Source organism: Paenibacillus harenae (genome assembly GCF_030812415.1).
Lineage (GTDB): Bacteria > Bacillota > Bacilli > Paenibacillales > Paenibacillaceae > Pristimantibacillus > Pristimantibacillus harenae_A.
The window spans coordinates 45449-63764 of sequence record NZ_JAUSST010000006.1 but is presented as its reverse complement, the minus strand read 5'-3'; the positions used below and the strand labels follow the sequence as shown (position 1 = coordinate 63764).

At 48.8% G+C, this 18316-nt stretch carries 16 protein-coding genes; 3 read left to right on the top strand and 13 right to left on the bottom strand.

Annotation, left to right across the window (positions count from 1 at the left end):
* Positions 1-14 precede the first annotated feature (14 nt).
* From J2T14_RS21250 to J2T14_RS21230, 5 genes are read right to left on the bottom strand one after another with little or no spacing between them, the layout of a single operon-like run.
* A complete protein-coding gene (locus tag J2T14_RS21250; protein ID WP_307207863.1) occupies positions 15-287 on the bottom strand; it encodes an HPr family phosphocarrier protein in 273 nt (90 codons plus the stop codon).
* A gap of 24 nt (positions 288-311) precedes the next feature.
* Positions 312-764, bottom strand: a complete 453-nt coding sequence (locus J2T14_RS21245) for a PTS sugar transporter subunit IIA (RefSeq protein WP_307473959.1) — start codon at positions 762-764, stop codon at positions 312-314.
* Between the two features lies 1 nt (position 765).
* On the bottom strand, positions 766-2148 hold the full coding sequence (locus J2T14_RS21240; RefSeq protein ID WP_307474801.1) for a PTS fructose transporter subunit IIC: 1383 nt from the start codon (positions 2146-2148) through the stop codon (positions 766-768).
* 19 nt (positions 2149-2167) lie between these two features.
* A complete protein-coding gene (gene pfkB / locus J2T14_RS21235) occupies positions 2168-3115 on the bottom strand; it encodes a 1-phosphofructokinase (protein WP_307207866.1) in 948 nt (315 codons plus the stop codon).
* Positions 3112-3891: a DeoR/GlpR family DNA-binding transcription regulator gene (locus J2T14_RS21230; RefSeq protein ID WP_307473957.1), complete on the bottom strand. Its 780-nt coding sequence runs from the start codon at positions 3889-3891 to the stop codon at positions 3112-3114. The genes pfkB and J2T14_RS21230 overlap by 4 nt, the downstream gene beginning before the upstream one ends.
* 283 nt (positions 3892-4174) lie before the next feature.
* Here J2T14_RS21230 and J2T14_RS30935 point away from each other — a divergent pair, with 283 nt between their 5' ends.
* The 3 genes from J2T14_RS30935 to J2T14_RS21220 all read left to right on the top strand — a co-directional run bounded on the left by J2T14_RS30935 (position 4175) and on the right by J2T14_RS21220 (position 6221).
* A complete protein-coding gene (locus J2T14_RS30935; protein ID WP_373458182.1) occupies positions 4175-4378 on the top strand; it encodes a YgaP family membrane protein in 204 nt (67 codons plus the stop codon).
* An 87-nt stretch (positions 4379-4465) separates the two neighbouring features.
* Positions 4466-5191, top strand: coding sequence for a response regulator transcription factor (locus J2T14_RS21225; protein ID WP_307473954.1), 726 nt, complete (start codon positions 4466-4468; stop codon positions 5189-5191).
* On the top strand, positions 5184-6221 hold the full coding sequence (locus tag J2T14_RS21220; RefSeq protein WP_307473952.1) for a sensor histidine kinase: 1038 nt from the start codon (positions 5184-5186) through the stop codon (positions 6219-6221). The genes J2T14_RS21225 and J2T14_RS21220 overlap by 8 nt, the downstream gene beginning before the upstream one ends.
* A 56-nt stretch (positions 6222-6277) precedes the next feature.
* Here the strand turns inward: J2T14_RS21220 and J2T14_RS21215 are convergent, their stop codons facing one another.
* The 8 genes from J2T14_RS21215 to J2T14_RS21180 all read right to left on the bottom strand — a co-directional run bounded on the left by J2T14_RS21215 (position 6278) and on the right by J2T14_RS21180 (position 18105).
* Entirely contained in the window at positions 6278-7882 is a 1605-nt protein-coding gene (locus J2T14_RS21215; protein WP_307473950.1) for a cobyric acid synthase, read from the bottom strand.
* 298 nt (positions 7883-8180) lie between these two features.
* Positions 8181-10271, bottom strand: a complete 2091-nt coding sequence (locus J2T14_RS21210; protein ID WP_373458188.1) for a pectate lyase family protein — start codon at positions 10269-10271, stop codon at positions 8181-8183.
* Between the two features lie 385 nt (positions 10272-10656).
* Positions 10657-11544: a carbohydrate ABC transporter permease gene (locus J2T14_RS21205; protein ID WP_307473946.1), complete on the bottom strand. Its 888-nt coding sequence runs from the start codon at positions 11542-11544 to the stop codon at positions 10657-10659.
* A gap of 14 nt (positions 11545-11558) precedes the next feature.
* Entirely contained in the window at positions 11559-12449 is an 891-nt protein-coding gene (locus tag J2T14_RS21200) for an ABC transporter permease (protein ID WP_307473943.1), read from the bottom strand.
* 83 nt (positions 12450-12532) lie between these two features.
* Positions 12533-14251: an extracellular solute-binding protein gene (locus J2T14_RS21195; RefSeq protein ID WP_307473941.1), complete on the bottom strand. Its 1719-nt coding sequence runs from the start codon at positions 14249-14251 to the stop codon at positions 12533-12535.
* Between the two features lie 167 nt (positions 14252-14418).
* Positions 14419-15492 (bottom strand): response regulator transcription factor, encoded by a 1074-nt coding sequence (locus tag J2T14_RS21190; protein ID WP_307473939.1) that lies wholly within the window; start codon positions 15490-15492, stop codon positions 14419-14421.
* Positions 15493-15497: 5 nt separating this feature from the next.
* Complete coding sequence (locus J2T14_RS21185) at positions 15498-17225, bottom strand: sensor histidine kinase (RefSeq protein ID WP_307473937.1); 1728 nt, start codon at positions 17223-17225, stop codon at positions 15498-15500.
* 232 nt (positions 17226-17457) lie between these two features.
* Positions 17458-18105, bottom strand: a complete 648-nt coding sequence (locus tag J2T14_RS21180) for a 2OG-Fe(II) oxygenase (RefSeq protein ID WP_307473936.1) — start codon at positions 18103-18105, stop codon at positions 17458-17460.
* Between the last annotated feature and the right edge of the window lie 211 nt (positions 18106-18316).

Below are 18316 nucleotides of genomic sequence, written 5' to 3'. Positions count from 1 at the left end.
GTTTCACGCTGTTGTTATACTTCTCCAAATCCGCCTTCAACCAGCTGCACAAGCGATTCCAACGCTTTCTCTTCATCGGGGCCGTCTGCGGAAATCTCAATGACGCTCCCTTGCGCAAGTCCGAGCGTCATGAGTCCTAAAATGCTTTTGCCGTCCACTTTCACGCCTTGGTCTTTAAGCAAAATGTTTACCTGCGATTGAAACTTTGCCGCCTGCTCCGTAAACAATTGCGCCGGACGTATATGAAAGCCCGTTGCATTGCGAATGGTCACTTCTTTAGTCAACATATGGGTTCTCTCCATTTCCTTCTTCTATATGGTTTGCAGCAAGCCGATCAATTCCTCCGAATCTTGAACAGCGAGCAATTTATCGCGGAATTCCTCATCAATTAATTTGCGGGATATGGCGATTAAGATTTGCAGATGTTCATTGCCGGCCGCTGCCTCCGGTACCGCGATCATAAAGACGGCGGATACGGGCTCACCATCAAGCGAATCCCAGTCAGTCTGCTTCGCCAGCTTCGCAAAGGCTAAGCCGGGCTTGCTTACTCCGGCGGATTTACCATGCGGGATAGCTACCCCAAAGCCAATTCCGGTAGAACCCGTCTTCTCGCGGTTCATGACCGCTTCAAGGTAGGCAGACTTATCGGTAACGCATCCGGATAGCGCCAAAGCGTCCACCATTGCCTGTATGCAATCCGTTTTGTCCGAAATATCCAAAGGAATCAAGATCGATTGTTTGTCTAGCAGTGCGCTTACGTCCATATTAAACCCCTCCCGCTGCTTCTTGTTTTACCGGTTTTTTCAAAATACTTAGCATCAAAGCCGTCACGACGGTTCCGATAATAATCGCCAATGCGTACAGCCAAACTGGATTGACTAGCCAAACGACGAAAATTCCGCCGTGCGGCGCCCTGAGCGTTGCGCCAAATACCATGGACAAAGCCCCGGTTACGGCCGAACCGACCATAATGGAAGGGATGACACGGAATGGATCGCTTGCGGCAAAAGGAATCGCTCCCTCCGTAATGAAAGAAATACCCAGTACGGCCGCAGATTTTCCGCCATCCCTTTCCTCCTGCGTGAATTTCTTCGGAACAAGAAGGGTTGCTAGCCACAAACCGAGCGGAGGCGTCATTCCTGCCGCCATAACCGCTGCCATTGGGCCAAATTCATTGCTTGCCAGAAGCCCTACCGCAAATGTATACGCCGCTTTGTTGACCGGACCGCCCATATCGAAGGCCATCATCGCGCCAAGCAGCAATCCAAGCAGAATAGCATTCGCAGTACCAAGCGATTTTAACCACTCCGTCAAGCTGTCCATAATAAATTTTACGGGTTCCCCGATAACAAATACCATCAGCAAGCCTGTAATCGCTGTTGCGATTAGCGGAATCAATAGAATTGGCTTCAAGCCTTCCAGGTTTCTAGGCAACTTAATCGTATTTTTCAACCATTTGGCCAAGTAACCCGCCAGAAATCCTGCCGCGATACCGCCGATAAAACCGGCGCCGATTTGGGAAGCCAGCATGCCTCCGACCAATCCCGGGGCAAGACCTGGCTTCTCCGCAATAGAGAATGCGATAAAGCCGGCAAGAATAGGCACCATAAGCGCGAAAGCGGCGCCTCCGCCAATGCTCATCAAAGCCGCAGGCAATGATCCTTCTACTTTAAAAGCATCGTATCCGAACATGAATGAAATCGCGATCAGCAATCCTCCCGCGATAACGAGCGGCAGCATCGCCGAAACGCCGGTCATTAGATGCTTATACGGGCCCGTTCTAGCCGAACTGCGCTCCGCTTTGGATTTATTTACTTGCTTAAGATAATCGGCGGGATCGGAAGCCTGCATATTTAAAGCCTCATCAATCAAACCTTTAGGATCCTTGATCGCCTGTGCGACACGAACCTTTACGACCGGCTTCCCTTGAAACCGGGATTCGAGGACATCCGTATCCGCCGCAATGATGACCGCATGCGCTTCGGCGATTTCCTGCTCCGTGATCTCGTTTTCAACGCCGACCGCGCCGCGGGTTTCGACCTTCAGCTCGATTTGTTTCTCTTTTGCCGCTTTCGCAAGCGATTCCGCTGCCATGTAAGTGTGCGCGACGCCAGTCGCACATGAAGTAACCGCAATAATTTTCTTCATCATTTCCCCTCCTGTTTGTTTATACCTCGATTGTTAATCGGAAAATATCGACAAGACCCAACTTATCCTGCACCTCGTCAAGCGTACAAACCTCGGTTCCTGACTTGGAAGCGGTGACGGTCCCTGCCGCCGAAGTCCACCTTGCCATATCTTCGAAAGACTTACCGTGAACAAAACAATATGCCATTGCGGCTACCATGGAATCCCCCGCGCCGACCGTACTTAGCGGGGTGATCGGAAACGGCTTGGCGCGAATCGCTTCCCGTTCGCTGACGAGAATGGATCCCTCGCCTCCCATGGACACTATGACATAGGAAATTCCTTTGCGGATAAGCTGCTGCGCTGCGTATATGATTTGCTCGTCCGTCGTGAACGTTGAATCAAACAAGGCTTCCAGTTCATGAATGTTCGGCTTTAAAGCAAACGGCACCGCCTCTATTCCAAGGGCAAGAGCTTCCCCGTCGGCATCCAAAATCGTACGGACTCCTTGGCGGTTTGCCAGCTCGATCAGTCTCTTATAATAATCAACCGGCGTACCCGGAGGCAAGCTTCCTCCTAATACAACAAGCGATGCTTCGCTAAGGCTCAACTCGAAGCGTTCAACGAATTCCCCCAGCAGCGCCTCGCTAGGCGAGAAGCCGGCTTCATTCAATTCCGTCGTTTGTTTGGTCCGCTCATCCACCACCTTCAAGTTGGTGCGGGTTTCCCCTTCCGCCTCAATCAGATAAGAAGGGATGCCCTGCTCGCGAAGCTTCTCCAAAATAACTTTTCCTTCATGTCCTGCTTGAAAACCGAGCGCCTTGACGGGTACCGAAAACCGATGCAAAACTTTCGCGACGTTAATGCCTTTGCCGCCCGCATCCGTTCGGGTAGTCTTTATGCGATTCAACTCGCCGAACGAAAAATTTTCCACCGTCACGGTTTTGTCTACAGCAGGATTCAAGGTTACCGTGTGAATGGCATTCATAGTTCCAATCTCCTTGCTACCGTTACTTTTATTCCTTCTGCTTCCATCGTTCTGACCGCTTGTTCCGATATCGCGTCATCGACGATGCAATGATGTATGTCAGTTAACTCGGCAACCTTTGCAAACGATACCTTCCCGAACTTGCTGTGATCCATTACTAGTATGACTTGTTTGGCAGATTGTATCATTCGACGTTTCGTTTCCGCCTCTGTCAGGTTTGGCGTAGTCAGCCCGCCATCGGGATCCAAACCGTTAATGGCCAAAAACAGCTTATCTACCCGAATGGAACCAATCGCGCGATCCGCAATCGGACCAACCATCGCCTGCGTTTCATATCGCAAAGTTCCGCCGGTAAGAAGCAAATCGAGATGCTTCATCTGGTTTAACTCCTGAGCCACCATGTTCGAATTTGTAACCACGGTTAATTTCTGAAAATTTCTCAAATGCTTAGCCATAAAATACGTCGTTGTTCCCGAGTCCAGAAAAATCGTATCCTCTTCATCAATAAAGGATAACGCTTCCTGTGCGATTCGTTCCTTCTGACGGCGGTAGCGGTCTTCCTTTTCAACAAATGAGGGCTCTACGCTATCTTGTTGGAGCAAGACCGCGCCGCCATGGGTTCTGCGGAGCTGCTTGGCCTCTTCCAATTCCCTTAAATCCCTGCGGACCGTTGATTCAGAAACTTGAAAACGGTTTGCAAGCTCAGGCACTAACGCTCTGCCATGGCTTTGAATATAATCGACGATCTTTCGCTTTCGCTCTTCCTCAAATAGCATGTGTGTCACACCTCTCTTCTTGATGCCCATTTGTGAGTGAGTTTATTTTATCTTGCTCATATTTGATCATTTAATCTTATTTATGATTATATATGCCTATTTATAAATTGTAAAGCGTTTTCATTAGGAACTCCATTCATAAATGAGCATCGGAAATCGACAAACCACTCAGTGACGTAAGTTAGGTTGTCCTAATGTCCTTTATTTATCTTAACAAGGATTTAACACATGTTTCGTTAAGATAGGGTTGAAATAACCAATAAGGTATAGAAGGAGAGTCAACATGAAAAAAAATGTAGGCGGTTCGGAACGATCTCTGCGGTTTATAATCGGTATTGCGATATGCGGCTTATTTTTCGTGTTAGAGGACAACTTGAGATGGGTGGCTTTGATTGGGTTATGGCCTCTGGGCACATCTGCAATCAGCTGGTGTTTGTTGAATAAAATGATTGGCAGGAATAGCTGCAAGATTCAACACAGCAAGTAAAAATCCCACCTAGCGATGCAGGACAAAAGCGCCGCAGTTTAAGCGGCGTTTTTATTTTAATTTAATCCAATATGCAATAAAATGAATATGAAAGAGGTGATCATAATCCGTATTTTGATTATTGAAGACGAACAGGACCTTCTTAAGGCTCTCGCAAAAGGTTTACGACTGCAAGGTTACGCGATAGATACCGCCGAAGATGGACTATCAGGAATAGAACTCGTCACGGTTAACGAATATGATCTCCTAATCTTGGACTTGAATTTACCCGCTATGGATGGCCTTGAAGTTTGCAGAAAGGTGCGTGCACTTCTGCCGCAGCTCCTTATCGTCATGCTAACTGCACGAAGTCAGCCCAATGATAAAATTTTCGGTTTGGATCAAGGAGCCGACGATTACATGGTCAAACCCTTTCATTTCGAAGAGCTGCTGGCTAGAATAAGAGCTTTATTCAGGCGGGATATGAGAGGAAGGGATCCCCACTTGCGGCATGGGGAATTATTAATGGATACGACTGCAAAGATCGTGTGGTGCGGCACGAAAAGAGTTGAACTTACAAGGAAGGAATATGGAATTTTAGAATATTTGCTGCGTCGGCCAAATGAAACGATATCGGCAGAGCTGCTTTTGGAGCATGTATGGGATATGAACGCAGATCCTTTTTCCTCGACAGTGAGAGTTCATATCAATTCATTGCGTAAAAAACTAAGGGATGCGAAAAACAACGTTTATATTGAAACGGTGATTGGCGAGGGCTACAGACTGGGCAAACCAACAGCTCCCCATTCAATGGAGGAATCGTCGTTTGTTTAATGATTTTAAAGAGTCCGCTTCCCGAAGCTTTTACCTTAAAATGGTATTTTGGATTATTGCGATGTTTATTTTGTTATGTATATTCCTTGTCACTTTTATTAATGTGGTTGAGTTTATTTTCGATACAAAAAATATACTGTTAGTATCGACGATTGGTTTTGTTCTGACTATAGGTATCGGTGTTTTTTGCATGTTCAGATTCATTCGTATCGCCTTCCGCCCATTGAAAGCAGTTGTCGAGGCCACATCTTCGATCAATATTGAAACATTGGATACGCGTCTGGATTTAAACCAGCCTTACGACGAATTGACTCAATTGGCGCGCTCCTTTAATACAATGCTAGAGCGGATAGAGTCGGCGTTTCTTCAGCAAAATCATTTTGTTGCAGATGCGGCGCATGAATTGCGCACGCCTTTGGCCACGATTCGAACTCAAATAGAAGTCATTCAACTAAGCCAGGAAGCAACTGTTTCCCAATATCAAGAAACTTTTTCATCCGTGGAAAGAGCTTTGCACCGTCTTGAACAGTTGGTATCAGATATGCTCATTTTGACAATGGAGAAAAAACAGCCGCTCGCAGATCGCATTTCTATTTTACCGGTTGTAGAGGAAGCTTGGGAGGTTGTGAAACATTTAGCCGAAACTAGGCAAGTTTCCTTGTTGATAAAGGGCGACCTCGATATACAAGTTGTTGTTGATGAAGGGTCTATCCTTCGGGTATTTATTAATATGTTGGAAAATGGAATCAGGTATAATCGAGCAGGCGGAGAAATTACCCTAGAAATGATAAAGAACTCTAAACAAGTTATAATTCGGATACATGATACTGGAATAGGCATTCAGGAACAGGATAAATGGCGTATATTCGACCGCTTTTTCCGGGTGGATGCTTCCCGTTCCCGGCACAAAGGGGGTTCGGGGCTTGGACTGTCCATCGTAAAACACCTTATGGTGTTATACGGAGCAGAAGTATATCTGTTAGAAAGCTCTCCAGACGGGAGCACGTTTATATTGGAATTTCCACTTTGATTCTAGGCCCGTACATTCCCTTCGTTAACCTTCGTACCTTGCTTGGTTTAGCCGTTTCAGCGGAATCGCTCATCGTTGCTTCCTTCGTTTATCATTTCATAGATGGCGGCCATATCGACATGTTTGCGGACATGGTCGGCGAGCCGGTCGAAGCTTAGCTCTCGCAGCCTGCCGAACGGCGTTTCCTCTCCGGATAACGGCAATCCTTTGCTTTGCCGCGCATCGTTCAACCAATTGTGACGAAATCTGTCGTTATGAAAAATATGATGGATATACGTGCCCCATATCCGGCCGTCCCGCGATACGACTCCATCCGGGTGATACGATTCCGGCTCGTCTTTCAGACGGCTCGGCCGGATGCGAAACGGCTGCGCGACAGACTCCGTAAAAGCCGTTCTGCCCATATGAATTTCATAGCCTTCCACTGCTGCCGCTTCGCCAAAACCTGTCATGACGCTCCCGGTTACCCGCTCCGTCGTCTTCTCCTTAGCGAACATCGTCTCCATCGGAAAAAGAGCCAGCCCGGCAAGCTCCGGCAAGTCCGATTCGACTCCGTCCGGATCCAGCAGCCTCTCGCCCATCATCTGATAGCCTGCGCAGATACCAGCCGCTCTGCCGCCTGCTTTAATGTGCTTGAGCAGTAACGCCTCAAGACCGGATTCCCTCAGAAACAGCAAATCTTCCACCGTGTTTTTGCTGCCGGGTATAAGGACGATGTCCGGTTCTCCCCACTCACGCACATCGCGCACATAACGGAGGACGACGCCAGGCTCCTGCTGCAGGGGGTCGAAATCAGTAAAGTTCGAGATGCGGGGCAGCCGGATAACGGCAATATCCAGCTCATCGTTCGCAGCTGCGCGCGTGCGGCGGCCTCTGGCATCCAGCGACGCTCCGTCTTCGTCTTCCAGCTGCAGCCCTTCCAAATAAGGCACGACACCAAGCACCGGCTTGCCGATCCGACGCTCCAGCCATTCCAGCCCTGGCGTCAGCAGAGAGACATCTCCGCGAAACTTATTAATAATGATGCCTTTCACCCGGTCCCGCTCTCCCGGCTCCAATATTTCCATCGTGCCGACGACCGATGCGAACACGCCCCCCCGGTCGATATCGGCGACAAGCAGCACAGGAGCGTCGGCCCAGCCGGCAAGACGCATGTTGACGATGTCCCGGTCCTTCAAGTTCACTTCAGCTGGACTGCCCGCTCCTTCAAGCACCACGACGTCATAGGAGTCCCGGAGCCGGGCAAGCGCCTCACGCACAATTACGCCCGCCTTGGGCAAATAGCGCTCCCGGTATTCTCTCGCGTCAAAGTCGGCAAACGGTTTGCCGTGTACGACGACCTGCGACACCATATCCTTCTTCGGCTTCAGCAAGATCGGGTTCATGTCGGTCGTCGCCGCAATGCCGCAAGCGTCAGCCTGCATCCCCTGCGCCCTGCCGATCTCTTTGCCATCGGGCGTCACATAAGAGTTGAGAGACATGTTTTGAGATTTGAACGGAGCGACCCGCTTGCCGTCCTGCTTCAAAATCCGGCAAAACGCCGCCGTAAGCAAGCTTTTGCCGACATCGGACGCCGTTCCCTGCAACATCATCGTTGCCGCAGGACGACGAACGCCTGCACCTGCGCTTCCGCGGGCTGCTCCATATTCGTTGTCGTTCATCACAAAGATCCTCCTTGTTAAAGCAAAATTTGCGGTCTTCGGTTTATAATAGAAAAACAAGCCATTAATCTTCCGTTCTTTTCTTCTACGTCAAAATCATTTCGACTCTTCCCATTAAAACCCTTCTTTATTTTGCAAAATCTAATGAAAGCTAAGCATCTCCGTTGATTCATACAAACAGCAAAAATTCTAAATCCAAGCTTCATAAGGCACGCGGAGCGCTTTGCTGCAAATAATACAGAAAGACCACCGGTTAAGGCGGTCTTTTTGCTCCTGCGTATGGAGGCTTGAAAACTCTTTATTCTAGTTTCATGTAATACAGATTCGTAACGCTATCTTTTGTAATCGTATGTGCTCCCGGCGCAAGAGATACGCTAACAATGCCATTCGTCATCGGATAGCTTGTTCCGTCAATCTTGATTTTGGTGCCGTCTGCCGTATTGAACACCAATGTTAAGGTCGAAGCTTGAGTAGCGGTAAACGAAATGCTGGTCGCACTCTCGATTTTTAAACATTGCGTCAAAGTTAAACCGTTATAGGACACAGTCCCCTTCGATGTAGAAAGGCTCCCTTGAATATTGAAGAAGTCGCTTGCCGTTCCATCTGCGGTAAAGTTATGAATCCGTCCTCCGGTTGTCGGAGTTCCTGTCGGAACCGGCGTTGCCGTAGGCGTTGGAGTCGCTGTCGGCGCAGGTGTCGCCGACGGAGTTGGTGTCGGTGTCGGTTCTGTCGGGATTGAATTTCCCCCAACGGATACAAGCCGAGTGGCGTAGCTGCTTATTTTGGACATCAGCGCTGCATTAAGCGCATACGACGTATCATCAACGGAGTCATTAAACGTCCATGTGAAGTCTCCGTTATTCAGGCGTCCGGCTTCTGCCGTAACCACTTGTTCAACAGCGTTTACGCTATCCATGTTGGATACGTTTACTCCCGTATTGACGCTCGTATCAAAGTTATTATAAGCGGTTCCGCCTACTAATGCTTTGTAAGAGCTTGGAACGGTTTCATTTCTCGATGAAGCTAAGTACGCATCAAATGAGGTTGCATGGGCAGGGGCTGTTCCGGCATTGGAGTTGGCATAGATTAGACTGTCGGCATCGACAATCATGTTGTTATAGGCTTTAATCATGCCTCCGTTCTCGCCCGAGAACGCGCCTTCCCCTAATGCGTCCGTACCCTGCAAGGAGCTCATCATTGGGAACTTGGCATGTCTGAAATAATTAGACTCGACAAAGGCCGAACCTCCTGTTGTAATGCCAACGCCATATTTGGAAATTCCATCAAAGAAGTTATTGTAGATATGAGCGGATGCCACTCTTATACGCGGATGACGGGAGTCCGAATGATCAAACCAGTTATGGTGGAAGGAAACAAAAAATTCAGCCGACTCGCTCAAACCGACAAGCGAAGCTTTTCCTGAATCCCAGTAGTGATTGTACGAGATGGTAATGTAAGTCGATCCCTTTTTTAGGTCTGTGGAGCCATCGCCTTTTGCTTGGTCCGCATCTCCCCCGGCAGTTCCATAGAAAATATCATTGTTATGCACCCATACATTCACATTGCCGGTATCCATGGAGAGTCCATCGTCAGGGAATAACATCAACCCCAGATTTCTTACTTCCAGATTGCCGACATAGCGAAGAAGCAGTCCCCAGCCATACGCATAAGCATCGTCTCCGATCCCTTCGATCGTCGTATTCATTTCCGAGTAATTGCTGTTCCCTTTAACCTCAAGATATCCGCTGCCGTTAAGTTGTCCACTCATGTCATCGTCGGTGATTTGTCCAATCATTCGAATGGCGAGCGGTGTTTTATCGTAACCTTTTTGTCTAAGTACCATAATTTCGCCTAGACCAACAGCTGTTTGCACAGCGCCTGAGCTATTGATTTTCACGTCTAGAGTGACGGTTTGCGCCGTATCCGATGTTACATAGATGACTTGAGCGCCATTCTTGAGCGTTCCATTATCGGTATAAGCGCCCGAACCCGTACCATATTGCGAGTTTGGCGAAAAAGCAAATCCGGATCGGTCGTATGCCGTTACGGATAACGTACTTGTCACAGCGCTTTCCCTTGAACCGCCTGGCAGCATCGCCTCAACCTTTAGGACATAATTGCCGGCTGCCAGTCCTACGGCATCCGCTCTCCAATTGGATGGGTATTTCCGGATTAATTCAGTGTCGATTTGTTGGTACCCAGCATCCGATGCGCTTGCGGGCTTCACGTAAACATTATATCCCTGCGCATTGCTTACAGGCGTCCATTCCACGTATGCCGTTTCATTCCAGCCTCCGCTGCCCGTTATCGCAAGACCGGCAGCATGTACGGTCGGATTGGGTAACCCGCCCACCCATAAGGATACTGCGAGAGAAAACAACAAAACCATACTCGTTACGCTTGCCATTCTTTTCTTCAATTTAGTCCCTCCCATTTTTCACTTGCCGCTCACATGCTTGAAACCGTCTGCAAACAGCTGCATAGCTTCACTATTCACCTCCTCGTATAATCATGTTCCAAAACAACAGCAATTCTCAAACAACCTCAGTATATCTGACTCGAAAACGATTCCGAAACAATCATTTGCTCATATCGCTCTCATCCCGCGGCGTTACTGAGCTAATGATTATGTCGGACGAAATGAATGACACTATTAGCTCCCTAATGTCGTTCCATACAAAGCAAAGGACACCCTCTCGGGTGTCCTTTGCTTTCTACTCAAAACAATCTTAGTCGGCATGACCAATGGCACCGTCCCCCTCGTAAGCCCAGCCTTATTCCTTCACGGCGCCCAGCATAATGCCGGATACGAAGTACTTTTGCAGGAAAGGATATACGATCAACATCGGCACCATGGCGATAAACACCTTGGCCGCATTCAGCGTTCGGTTGGACAGCTCCGACAGCTTCTTATATTGCTCGGGGGTCAGATTGGTGCCGACCGGAATGTTGACGACAAGCTGCTGGATATAGGTCTGGAGCGGATAATTAGCGGAAGTGTTCATCAACACCAACCCGTTAAAGAACTCGTTCCAGTGATACACGCTAATGAACAACGCCACTGCGGCAAGTACGGGAATGGAGCAGGGGATGTACACGCGAAACAGGACCGACCAAGGACCGGCACCGTCGACCACGGCCGCCTCGTTCAGCTCCTTCGGCAAATTGCGGAAGAAGTTCATGATCAGGATCACGTCGAATACCGGTACTCCTCCGCCAAGCACCAACGCCCAGATCGTATCGATCAAATGATAGTTTTGAATGGTGAGATACCACGGGATCAGCCCTCCGTTAAACAGCATGCAGAAGACAAGGATCCACATGAACGTATTGCGCATTTTGAAATCCTTCTTGGGCCTTGCCAGCGGGTAAGCCATTAATACGATCATTAACAAGGAGAACGATGTGCCGAGCACGGTGCGCTGGATGGAAATCCAGAACGCGTTAAAGAACAGGCTGTCGCTGATAATCTCCTTATACGACGACAAGGAGAAGCCGATGGGAAATATCGTAACCAAGCCGGCATTAGCGGCCGATTTCTCGGAGATCGATACACAGAAGGTGTACCAAAGCGGGTATATGCAGCTAACGAGCAGAAGACCGAGGACGATGATATTGGCAATTTCAAACGTCCGCGAGCCTAACGTTATATTTCTGACCAATGCAGCGCCCTCCTTCAGAATACCGTGTAATCGGCATAGCGATACGCCAGTCGATAGGATATGAATATCAATACAAAGCTAATGACCGATTTGAACAATCCGGCCGCCGTCGCGAGCGAGTATTGCAGATTTTGCAGGCCCAGCCGGTACACCCATGTATCCAGAATATCTCCGGTTGAATACACAAGCGGGTTATACAGGTTGTACACTTGGTCGAAGCCGGCGTTCAGCACGTTGCCTAGACTTAAAACGCCCAGCAAAACAACCGTGGTCGACAGCGCAGGCAGCGTGACGTGCCGGATCAACTGCCAGCGATTAGCCCCGTCAATGGCGGCCGCCTCGTACAGATTAAGATTAATGCCCGTTAACGCCGCAAGATAAATAATCGCGCTAAAGCCGAATTCCTTCCACACGTCGGTGCCGATGACGAGCTGCCGGAATATGCCCGCATCCGCCATGAATAGTTTAGGATCGAAGCCGAACATTCCAATAACCGTATTGACAACGCCATAATAGCCGAAGATTCCGATTACGATCGTCGACATAATAACCCACGACAGAAAGTGCGGCAGATAAACGACGGTCTGCACCAGCTTTTTGTAGCGCAAGCTGCGTAGCTCGTTCAGCAGAATGGCAAAGACGAGCGGAACAAGCAAATTGAGCGCGATTTTGCCGACAGCGATGATTAAAGTATTGATGATAACCGTCTTGCTGTCATTAAGCTGAAACATATACTTGAAGTTTTCGAGTCCCACCCAATCGGATTTGAACAGCCCCGCTCCCGGATTGAAATTTTGAAAAGCCATCACAATTCCCGACATTGGCACAATACTGAACATCACAAGCCAGACCATACCCGGCAGCAGCATCAAATAATAGTGTTTCTGATGGCCTATTTTCCTCATTTCGGCTAACCTCCCGTCTTCCGAGAGCAAAGCTTGAGGAAGACACTTAAAACCGCCAGTGCCTTCCGCAAGCTTTCCCAAGGTTATTTCTTCAAGAGCTCTGCGACTTCCGCCGTAATCTCGTCTCCGCCTTGAGCCTTCCAGTCCTTCACGAATTTATCGAAGGAGTCGATGGACGCTTGGCCAAGGATGATTTTCATAACGGTCTCGTCCTCCATCTTCTTCAGGTTGGCCCATTTCGTTTCCATTGTCGGGGTCTGGTTGTAGGTTACGCTAAACACCTTCTTATCGATCGGAATCGTCGTGAACGGACGATCGCCGATCATGATGGAGTACAAGCGCTGGAAGTCGCCGAAGTTAGCTGTGTTGAAGTTGCTGACGTTCAAATCGTCGTACGGAGGCTTAATGACGTCCTTCACCTTTTTCGCATCCGCATACATCAGCTTGTACAGGCTGTTCGGCTTGTTATAATCCTCTGGATCGGTCTCGCCTTTCAGTACTTTCAGAAGCTCGACATACTCGTATTCCGTCTCATTGGCCGCGGCCATAACGTTGCGAAGCGGATACCAGCCCACGGCAACCGACAAATCAAAGGTCGCTTCGTCGCGTACAAGGGCATTATTCATGATCATGATGGCTTTGACGACATCCGGCTTGGCGTTTTTGCTAATAATGGTGTAGGTGCTGCCCGTCGTCTTCATATGCACATTCCACTTGTTATCGTCGGAATAAACCGGATACGCCTGCCAATTGGCAGTCGGATCGTTCTTGAAGGAATCCCCGTTGCCGTAGCCGCCATTCCACCATGGACCGAAGAAAATACCCGTCTGATTGGCATTGATCGGATCTCCTACGTTGTCACGGGTGCCTACCTCGGGATCGATAAGCCCTTTTTTGTACCAGTCAGCCAGCAAAGCCAATGTCTTTTTCGTATTGTCCGACGTCGTTCCATACGATACCGATCCGTCGCCATTATCAAGCCAGTAGCCCGGATATGCATCCATCGCGCCAAAAATCGGATCAAATCCTCCCATATTGTTGGAGGAAACGAGGAAGGTGGAATAAGGGAACGTATTTTTGGAAGGACCGGCAATACCGATCGTTTTGTCCCCGCCAAGCTTGTTGTCGATAAACGCTTTCGCAGCCTTTTCGACATCCGACACCGTTTTCGGCACCGGCAGCTGCAGCTTATCGAGCCAATCTTTGCGAATCCATAAGACATGAACGCCATCGGTATCCACCGTAATGTTCGGAAGCGCAACCATCTTGCCCTCGTAGCTGGCGTTCTCCAATGCACGGCCTTCGGTGCTCGCCATAATGTCCTTCACCTGCGAGGACTGATATTGCTGGAATATATCGGTGATGTCATACAGCAGTCCCGAGCTGGCCGCTTTGGTCATGAAGGAGCGGTCGTCGACGACCATGCCGTCCGGCAGCTTGCCCGATGCGATCGTCAGGCTCACCTTCTGCTTGAAATCGTTGCCGGTAGCCGCGGTCCAATCCACAATGACGTTGATGTTGTACTTTTCCTTGAGGTAACGCGTGTACTGGTTGTTGCTTACGCTGTCGCCTTCCGGCAGCGTTTTGTCCGTCGGGTCCACCACCATGCCGATATGAACATCGACAGGCTCCGGAAATCTGGAGAAGGCCAGGTCATCTCCCGAAAGCGCCGGGCTTTCAGCGTTCGAGTCCGGAGTTGAAGGCGCTTTCAAATTATTCGATGAATCATTGGAAGAAGTACATGCTGTCAAACTTAGACCAAGCAATACGACGGCAAGCAGCAATGCCATATTCCTTTTCATCTAATCCCTCCTTAAAAGAATTGCCAAGCCATTCTTACTTCGTAAGCAATTGCTTCGTTTCTTGCCTCCTCATTGTACATTGGAAGCGGAGAAAAGAAGTCAGACGGATGTGCCGTGTTTTGTGACGGATACGGGGCTGAGGTAGATATTTGTTCGATAATTTGCAATCATTCATCCACCTTGTGGAACTGGGCCCGAAATTCGGAGGGCAAGAGACGGGTCTGTTCATAGAAGAGGTGGGAGAAATACTTGGAGTCGTTGTAGCCTACGGCATGCGCAACCCACGCGATCGACTGATTGGTTTCGCACAGCAGGCGCTCGGCCGCTCTTATCCGCTCTTGCCTTAAGTAATCATTGAACGTCGAACCGGTCAGCTTCTTAAAGCATTGGCAAAAATAGCTTCGGCTCATGTGCACATGATCGGCGACGTTCTCGGCATGCAGCGTATTCGAGGCCTGCTCGCGAATGAACAGCACGGCCTTTAGGATGCTGGTCGTCGTATTGGTAAAATCGGGGGATGCCGCAACCTGCGCATAAACGCGTTTCCTGTAATCGCGCAGCCATTCAACCGCGGACCGGACGTCATTGGCATCAGACGGGAGCTCGGCAGCAAGTAGAATAACGGTCTCCATTTGCGACAACACGCGCATAAACAGCCCTTCCAGACGGCGAAAAGAAACCTTGGCTTCTACGGTCCGTTTGCATAAGCGCTGGAAGACCGATTCATTATATAGCCAGTAGTGCGAGCGCCACTCCTGCTCCAGTCTGCACCACTCTTCTTCCTCCCGTGAGCAGTCGTTTTGCTCGGGGGCAGGCTCAGGCGCGGATAACGCAGGAGGCTTGGCTGAATGATGCGGCATTTCTCCTGTCATTTGCTGCTGGATTCGTTTCAATATTTGCTCGTCGTCCTCGGATTCCAGGCGCACCTTGGATATATAATCGAGCACGCCCATGCGATAAGCCGATTGCACACTCTCGAACTCCTCGTGAAAAGATAAAATAACGGAACGAAGGCTCGGAAATCTTTGCCGCGCGACTTGAAGCAGCTCCATTCCCGACATGACGGGCATCGAGAGATCCACGAACATGAGATCCACCTCATGCCTTTCCATAAACTCCAGCGCCTTCGCGCCGTTCGCCGCTTCTCCAACAACAATCATATCGTGATTGGACCAAGGCATAATCGATATCAATCCTTTGCGGGCAAGCTTGTCATCGTCAACGATTAGTACACGAATCATATCGCTCACTCCTTTCTAGGATGGAGAAAAGGAAGGGTTAACGTAACCGTTGTGCCTTGATTCGGAGTGCTTTCTATACTCATACGGGCTTTATGGCCATAAAATGATTCCAGCATGGATCGAACGTAACGAAGTCCAATCCCCCAGCCTGTCTGCTGCTGATCCGGCGTGTCGCGCTGCAGCAAGGCTAGCGTCTCATAGCTCAGCCCTTTGCCATCGTCGCGGATCACGATGCGCACCATCTGCGCCGTTTCATCAGGCGTAATAGATATTTCCAGCTTTCCGTGATCGTCAAGGCCATGGCACACGGCATTTTCTACGATGGGCTGCAGGATGAACCTCGCGACGGGAGTATCGAGATAGGTCCCTTCCGCAATATCCAGATTCACCTCAAAATCATGACGCATCTGCTGCAGTTCCAGATAAGTTTGCATGACCTCTATTTCCGACCTGAAGGTAGCCGTTTCCTCGGATTTGCCCAAGTTATAGCTCAGCAAAAAAATCAACGAGGAAACGAACTTCTCGATCTCCGCCTGCTTATGCATAACCGCCAGCCACCGTACCGAATTGAGCGTATTCATCAGAAAATGCGGGTTGATCTGGTACGCAAGCTTTTCGATCTCCAGCTGATGACGGCGCTTTTCCTTCTGCTCCACATCCATAATCAGCCGCTGAATTTGCCGCTTCATAATATTAAACTGACCGAATATCCGGTCGAATTCATCGATCCCCGTATGATATCGGCTGTTGCCCATGTATCCCTTGCCAAACGTCCTCATTTCCTTCTCGATCAAACGAAACGGCCTGTTAATGAGCCTCCGCAATACTAGAGTGAGCATAAACATCATCAGGAGGGCAATGGCGAGAATCCAATACATATGGTTTTTCCACGTATAGAGCTCGTGATTGTAATAGGAGACGGGGAGAAGCAGCGTGATGCCGTAGCCGTAATCGCCTGTCGTTCGGTTCCATACGTAATCACGGGTCATACCCGATTCTCCGCTTAGCATGAGACTTTGGCCGGCCGCAAAAGCAGTTGAATTGCTGCTATAGGTTACCAAGCCCGCCGTATCGGTGAAAACAAGCGTATAGGGCATATACAAGCTTTCTGTAAGCGAATTCATATCCGTGGTGATATCCGACTTGGCTTCAACATAAACGACTAGCCGCGTTCCGTCCGAAAATCTAACCTCCCGTGTTACCGACACAACCAAATCATCGCTGAATCGGCATAAAGATTTATGCGGGGACTGGTATTTCAGCTCCCCGATTCCGGCGACGCTCGGCAAAGATTGCAGCGTGAAGTCGCCGCGCAGCGGCAAATTCGAATAAGAAGCTTTCCCGCTTGCGGGATCATAATACATCACCAGCTCCATAGCCGGATTCGAAAACGTAATTAATCCGATATTGTAGGAAATATCGCGCGAAAGAAGACGCTGACTATAAGCGCCCTCGGCAGAGATATACGTCTCCATCAGGTTGCCCACCGTGCCTTCCGGCGTCATCTGCTGCGTAACCTGAAGCAAGTTATTGTACATCTGATTCAACTTTGACGTTTGCTGGTACAGATCAAAAGCCATGGAGGTCTTGATTTTATCGCGCTGCATCGTGTAGATCGCATTGTAGGAAACAGACGCCATTAAGACGGCGCATCCCACAAAGCCAACGGTCAGAAATGCCATAATTCGTTTGCGAAGAGAGGAGAAAAAAAAACGATTGCGCAGCATAGACATGAAGCTGATCTTCCTGCTTGTGGACTTTGTAGATTTCATCGGGCGATTGCCGTTCACCTCCACCACCTCACAACAAGTATGGAACAATATTCGCTGTCTAACAGGTTTATCCTCCCTTGTAAGGAGGAAAGCTACTTTGCACACGAGCAAATAACGATCCGAGAAAAAGCAAAAACCACATCCTTATGCGGATATGGTTTACATTTTGGTGGAGCAGTACATGATCAAACAACTAGGAGGGACGAAAGGATTGTCTTCTCATCCACATCGTTGCAACCCACTTTTCCCCTTTGATCACTGGTGTACCTGCATGCAAGGTGAAATCGTTTAATTCATGACTACTGTAAAAATATTCGAAGTAGACCGCCATGCCTTTGTTAGGAAAAATAGAAATATCAAGCAAAGGGAACGCCGTTTCTCCGCCTTCCTCAACATCATTCAAATACATGATGAGCGTACTAATTCGATTATTGGCACTTGCTCGACTCGTTTCCGCGAAGAAATCATAATGAGGACGATACTCTTGGCCAGGGGTATAAAGCAGAACTTGCAAGCTATCGCCATGCTCGATTGGAATATTCATAATTTGAGAGAATCGCTTCTCGATTCTTGTAATCATCTCATTCTCCTCACAGAACACTCCGCTGCTCGTTCTAATATCATTAACTGCATGATCTCCGCCTATTTTTGAACGTTGCAATTGTTCCCTAGAATGATTAATCAGCTCTTCGCATTCCTCATCGCTAAGCACATTCCCTAATACGACAACCAGAGGTGCCTCATACTTCGCAAGAATTCGAATCTCTCGATCATCCGTCTTAATCGTATTTCCAATATGATCAAATATCGTCTGTTCTTTCTCTGTCGTATTCTCTATCATCCTTATACAGCCCCTAAATTAAGACATCCATCATATAAACATACTATAAAACGGAATCGATTGCTCTACTAAATTCAGAAAAATCAAAATAATCAAACTTCCTGATAACAATAGGATGAGAAAACAAGAGAAGCCCAGTAGTCAAATGGGCTACTGGGTTTCTTAAAAATTGTAATCTAATCTTAAGTTAGCGACTACAGGGCTAAGAAAA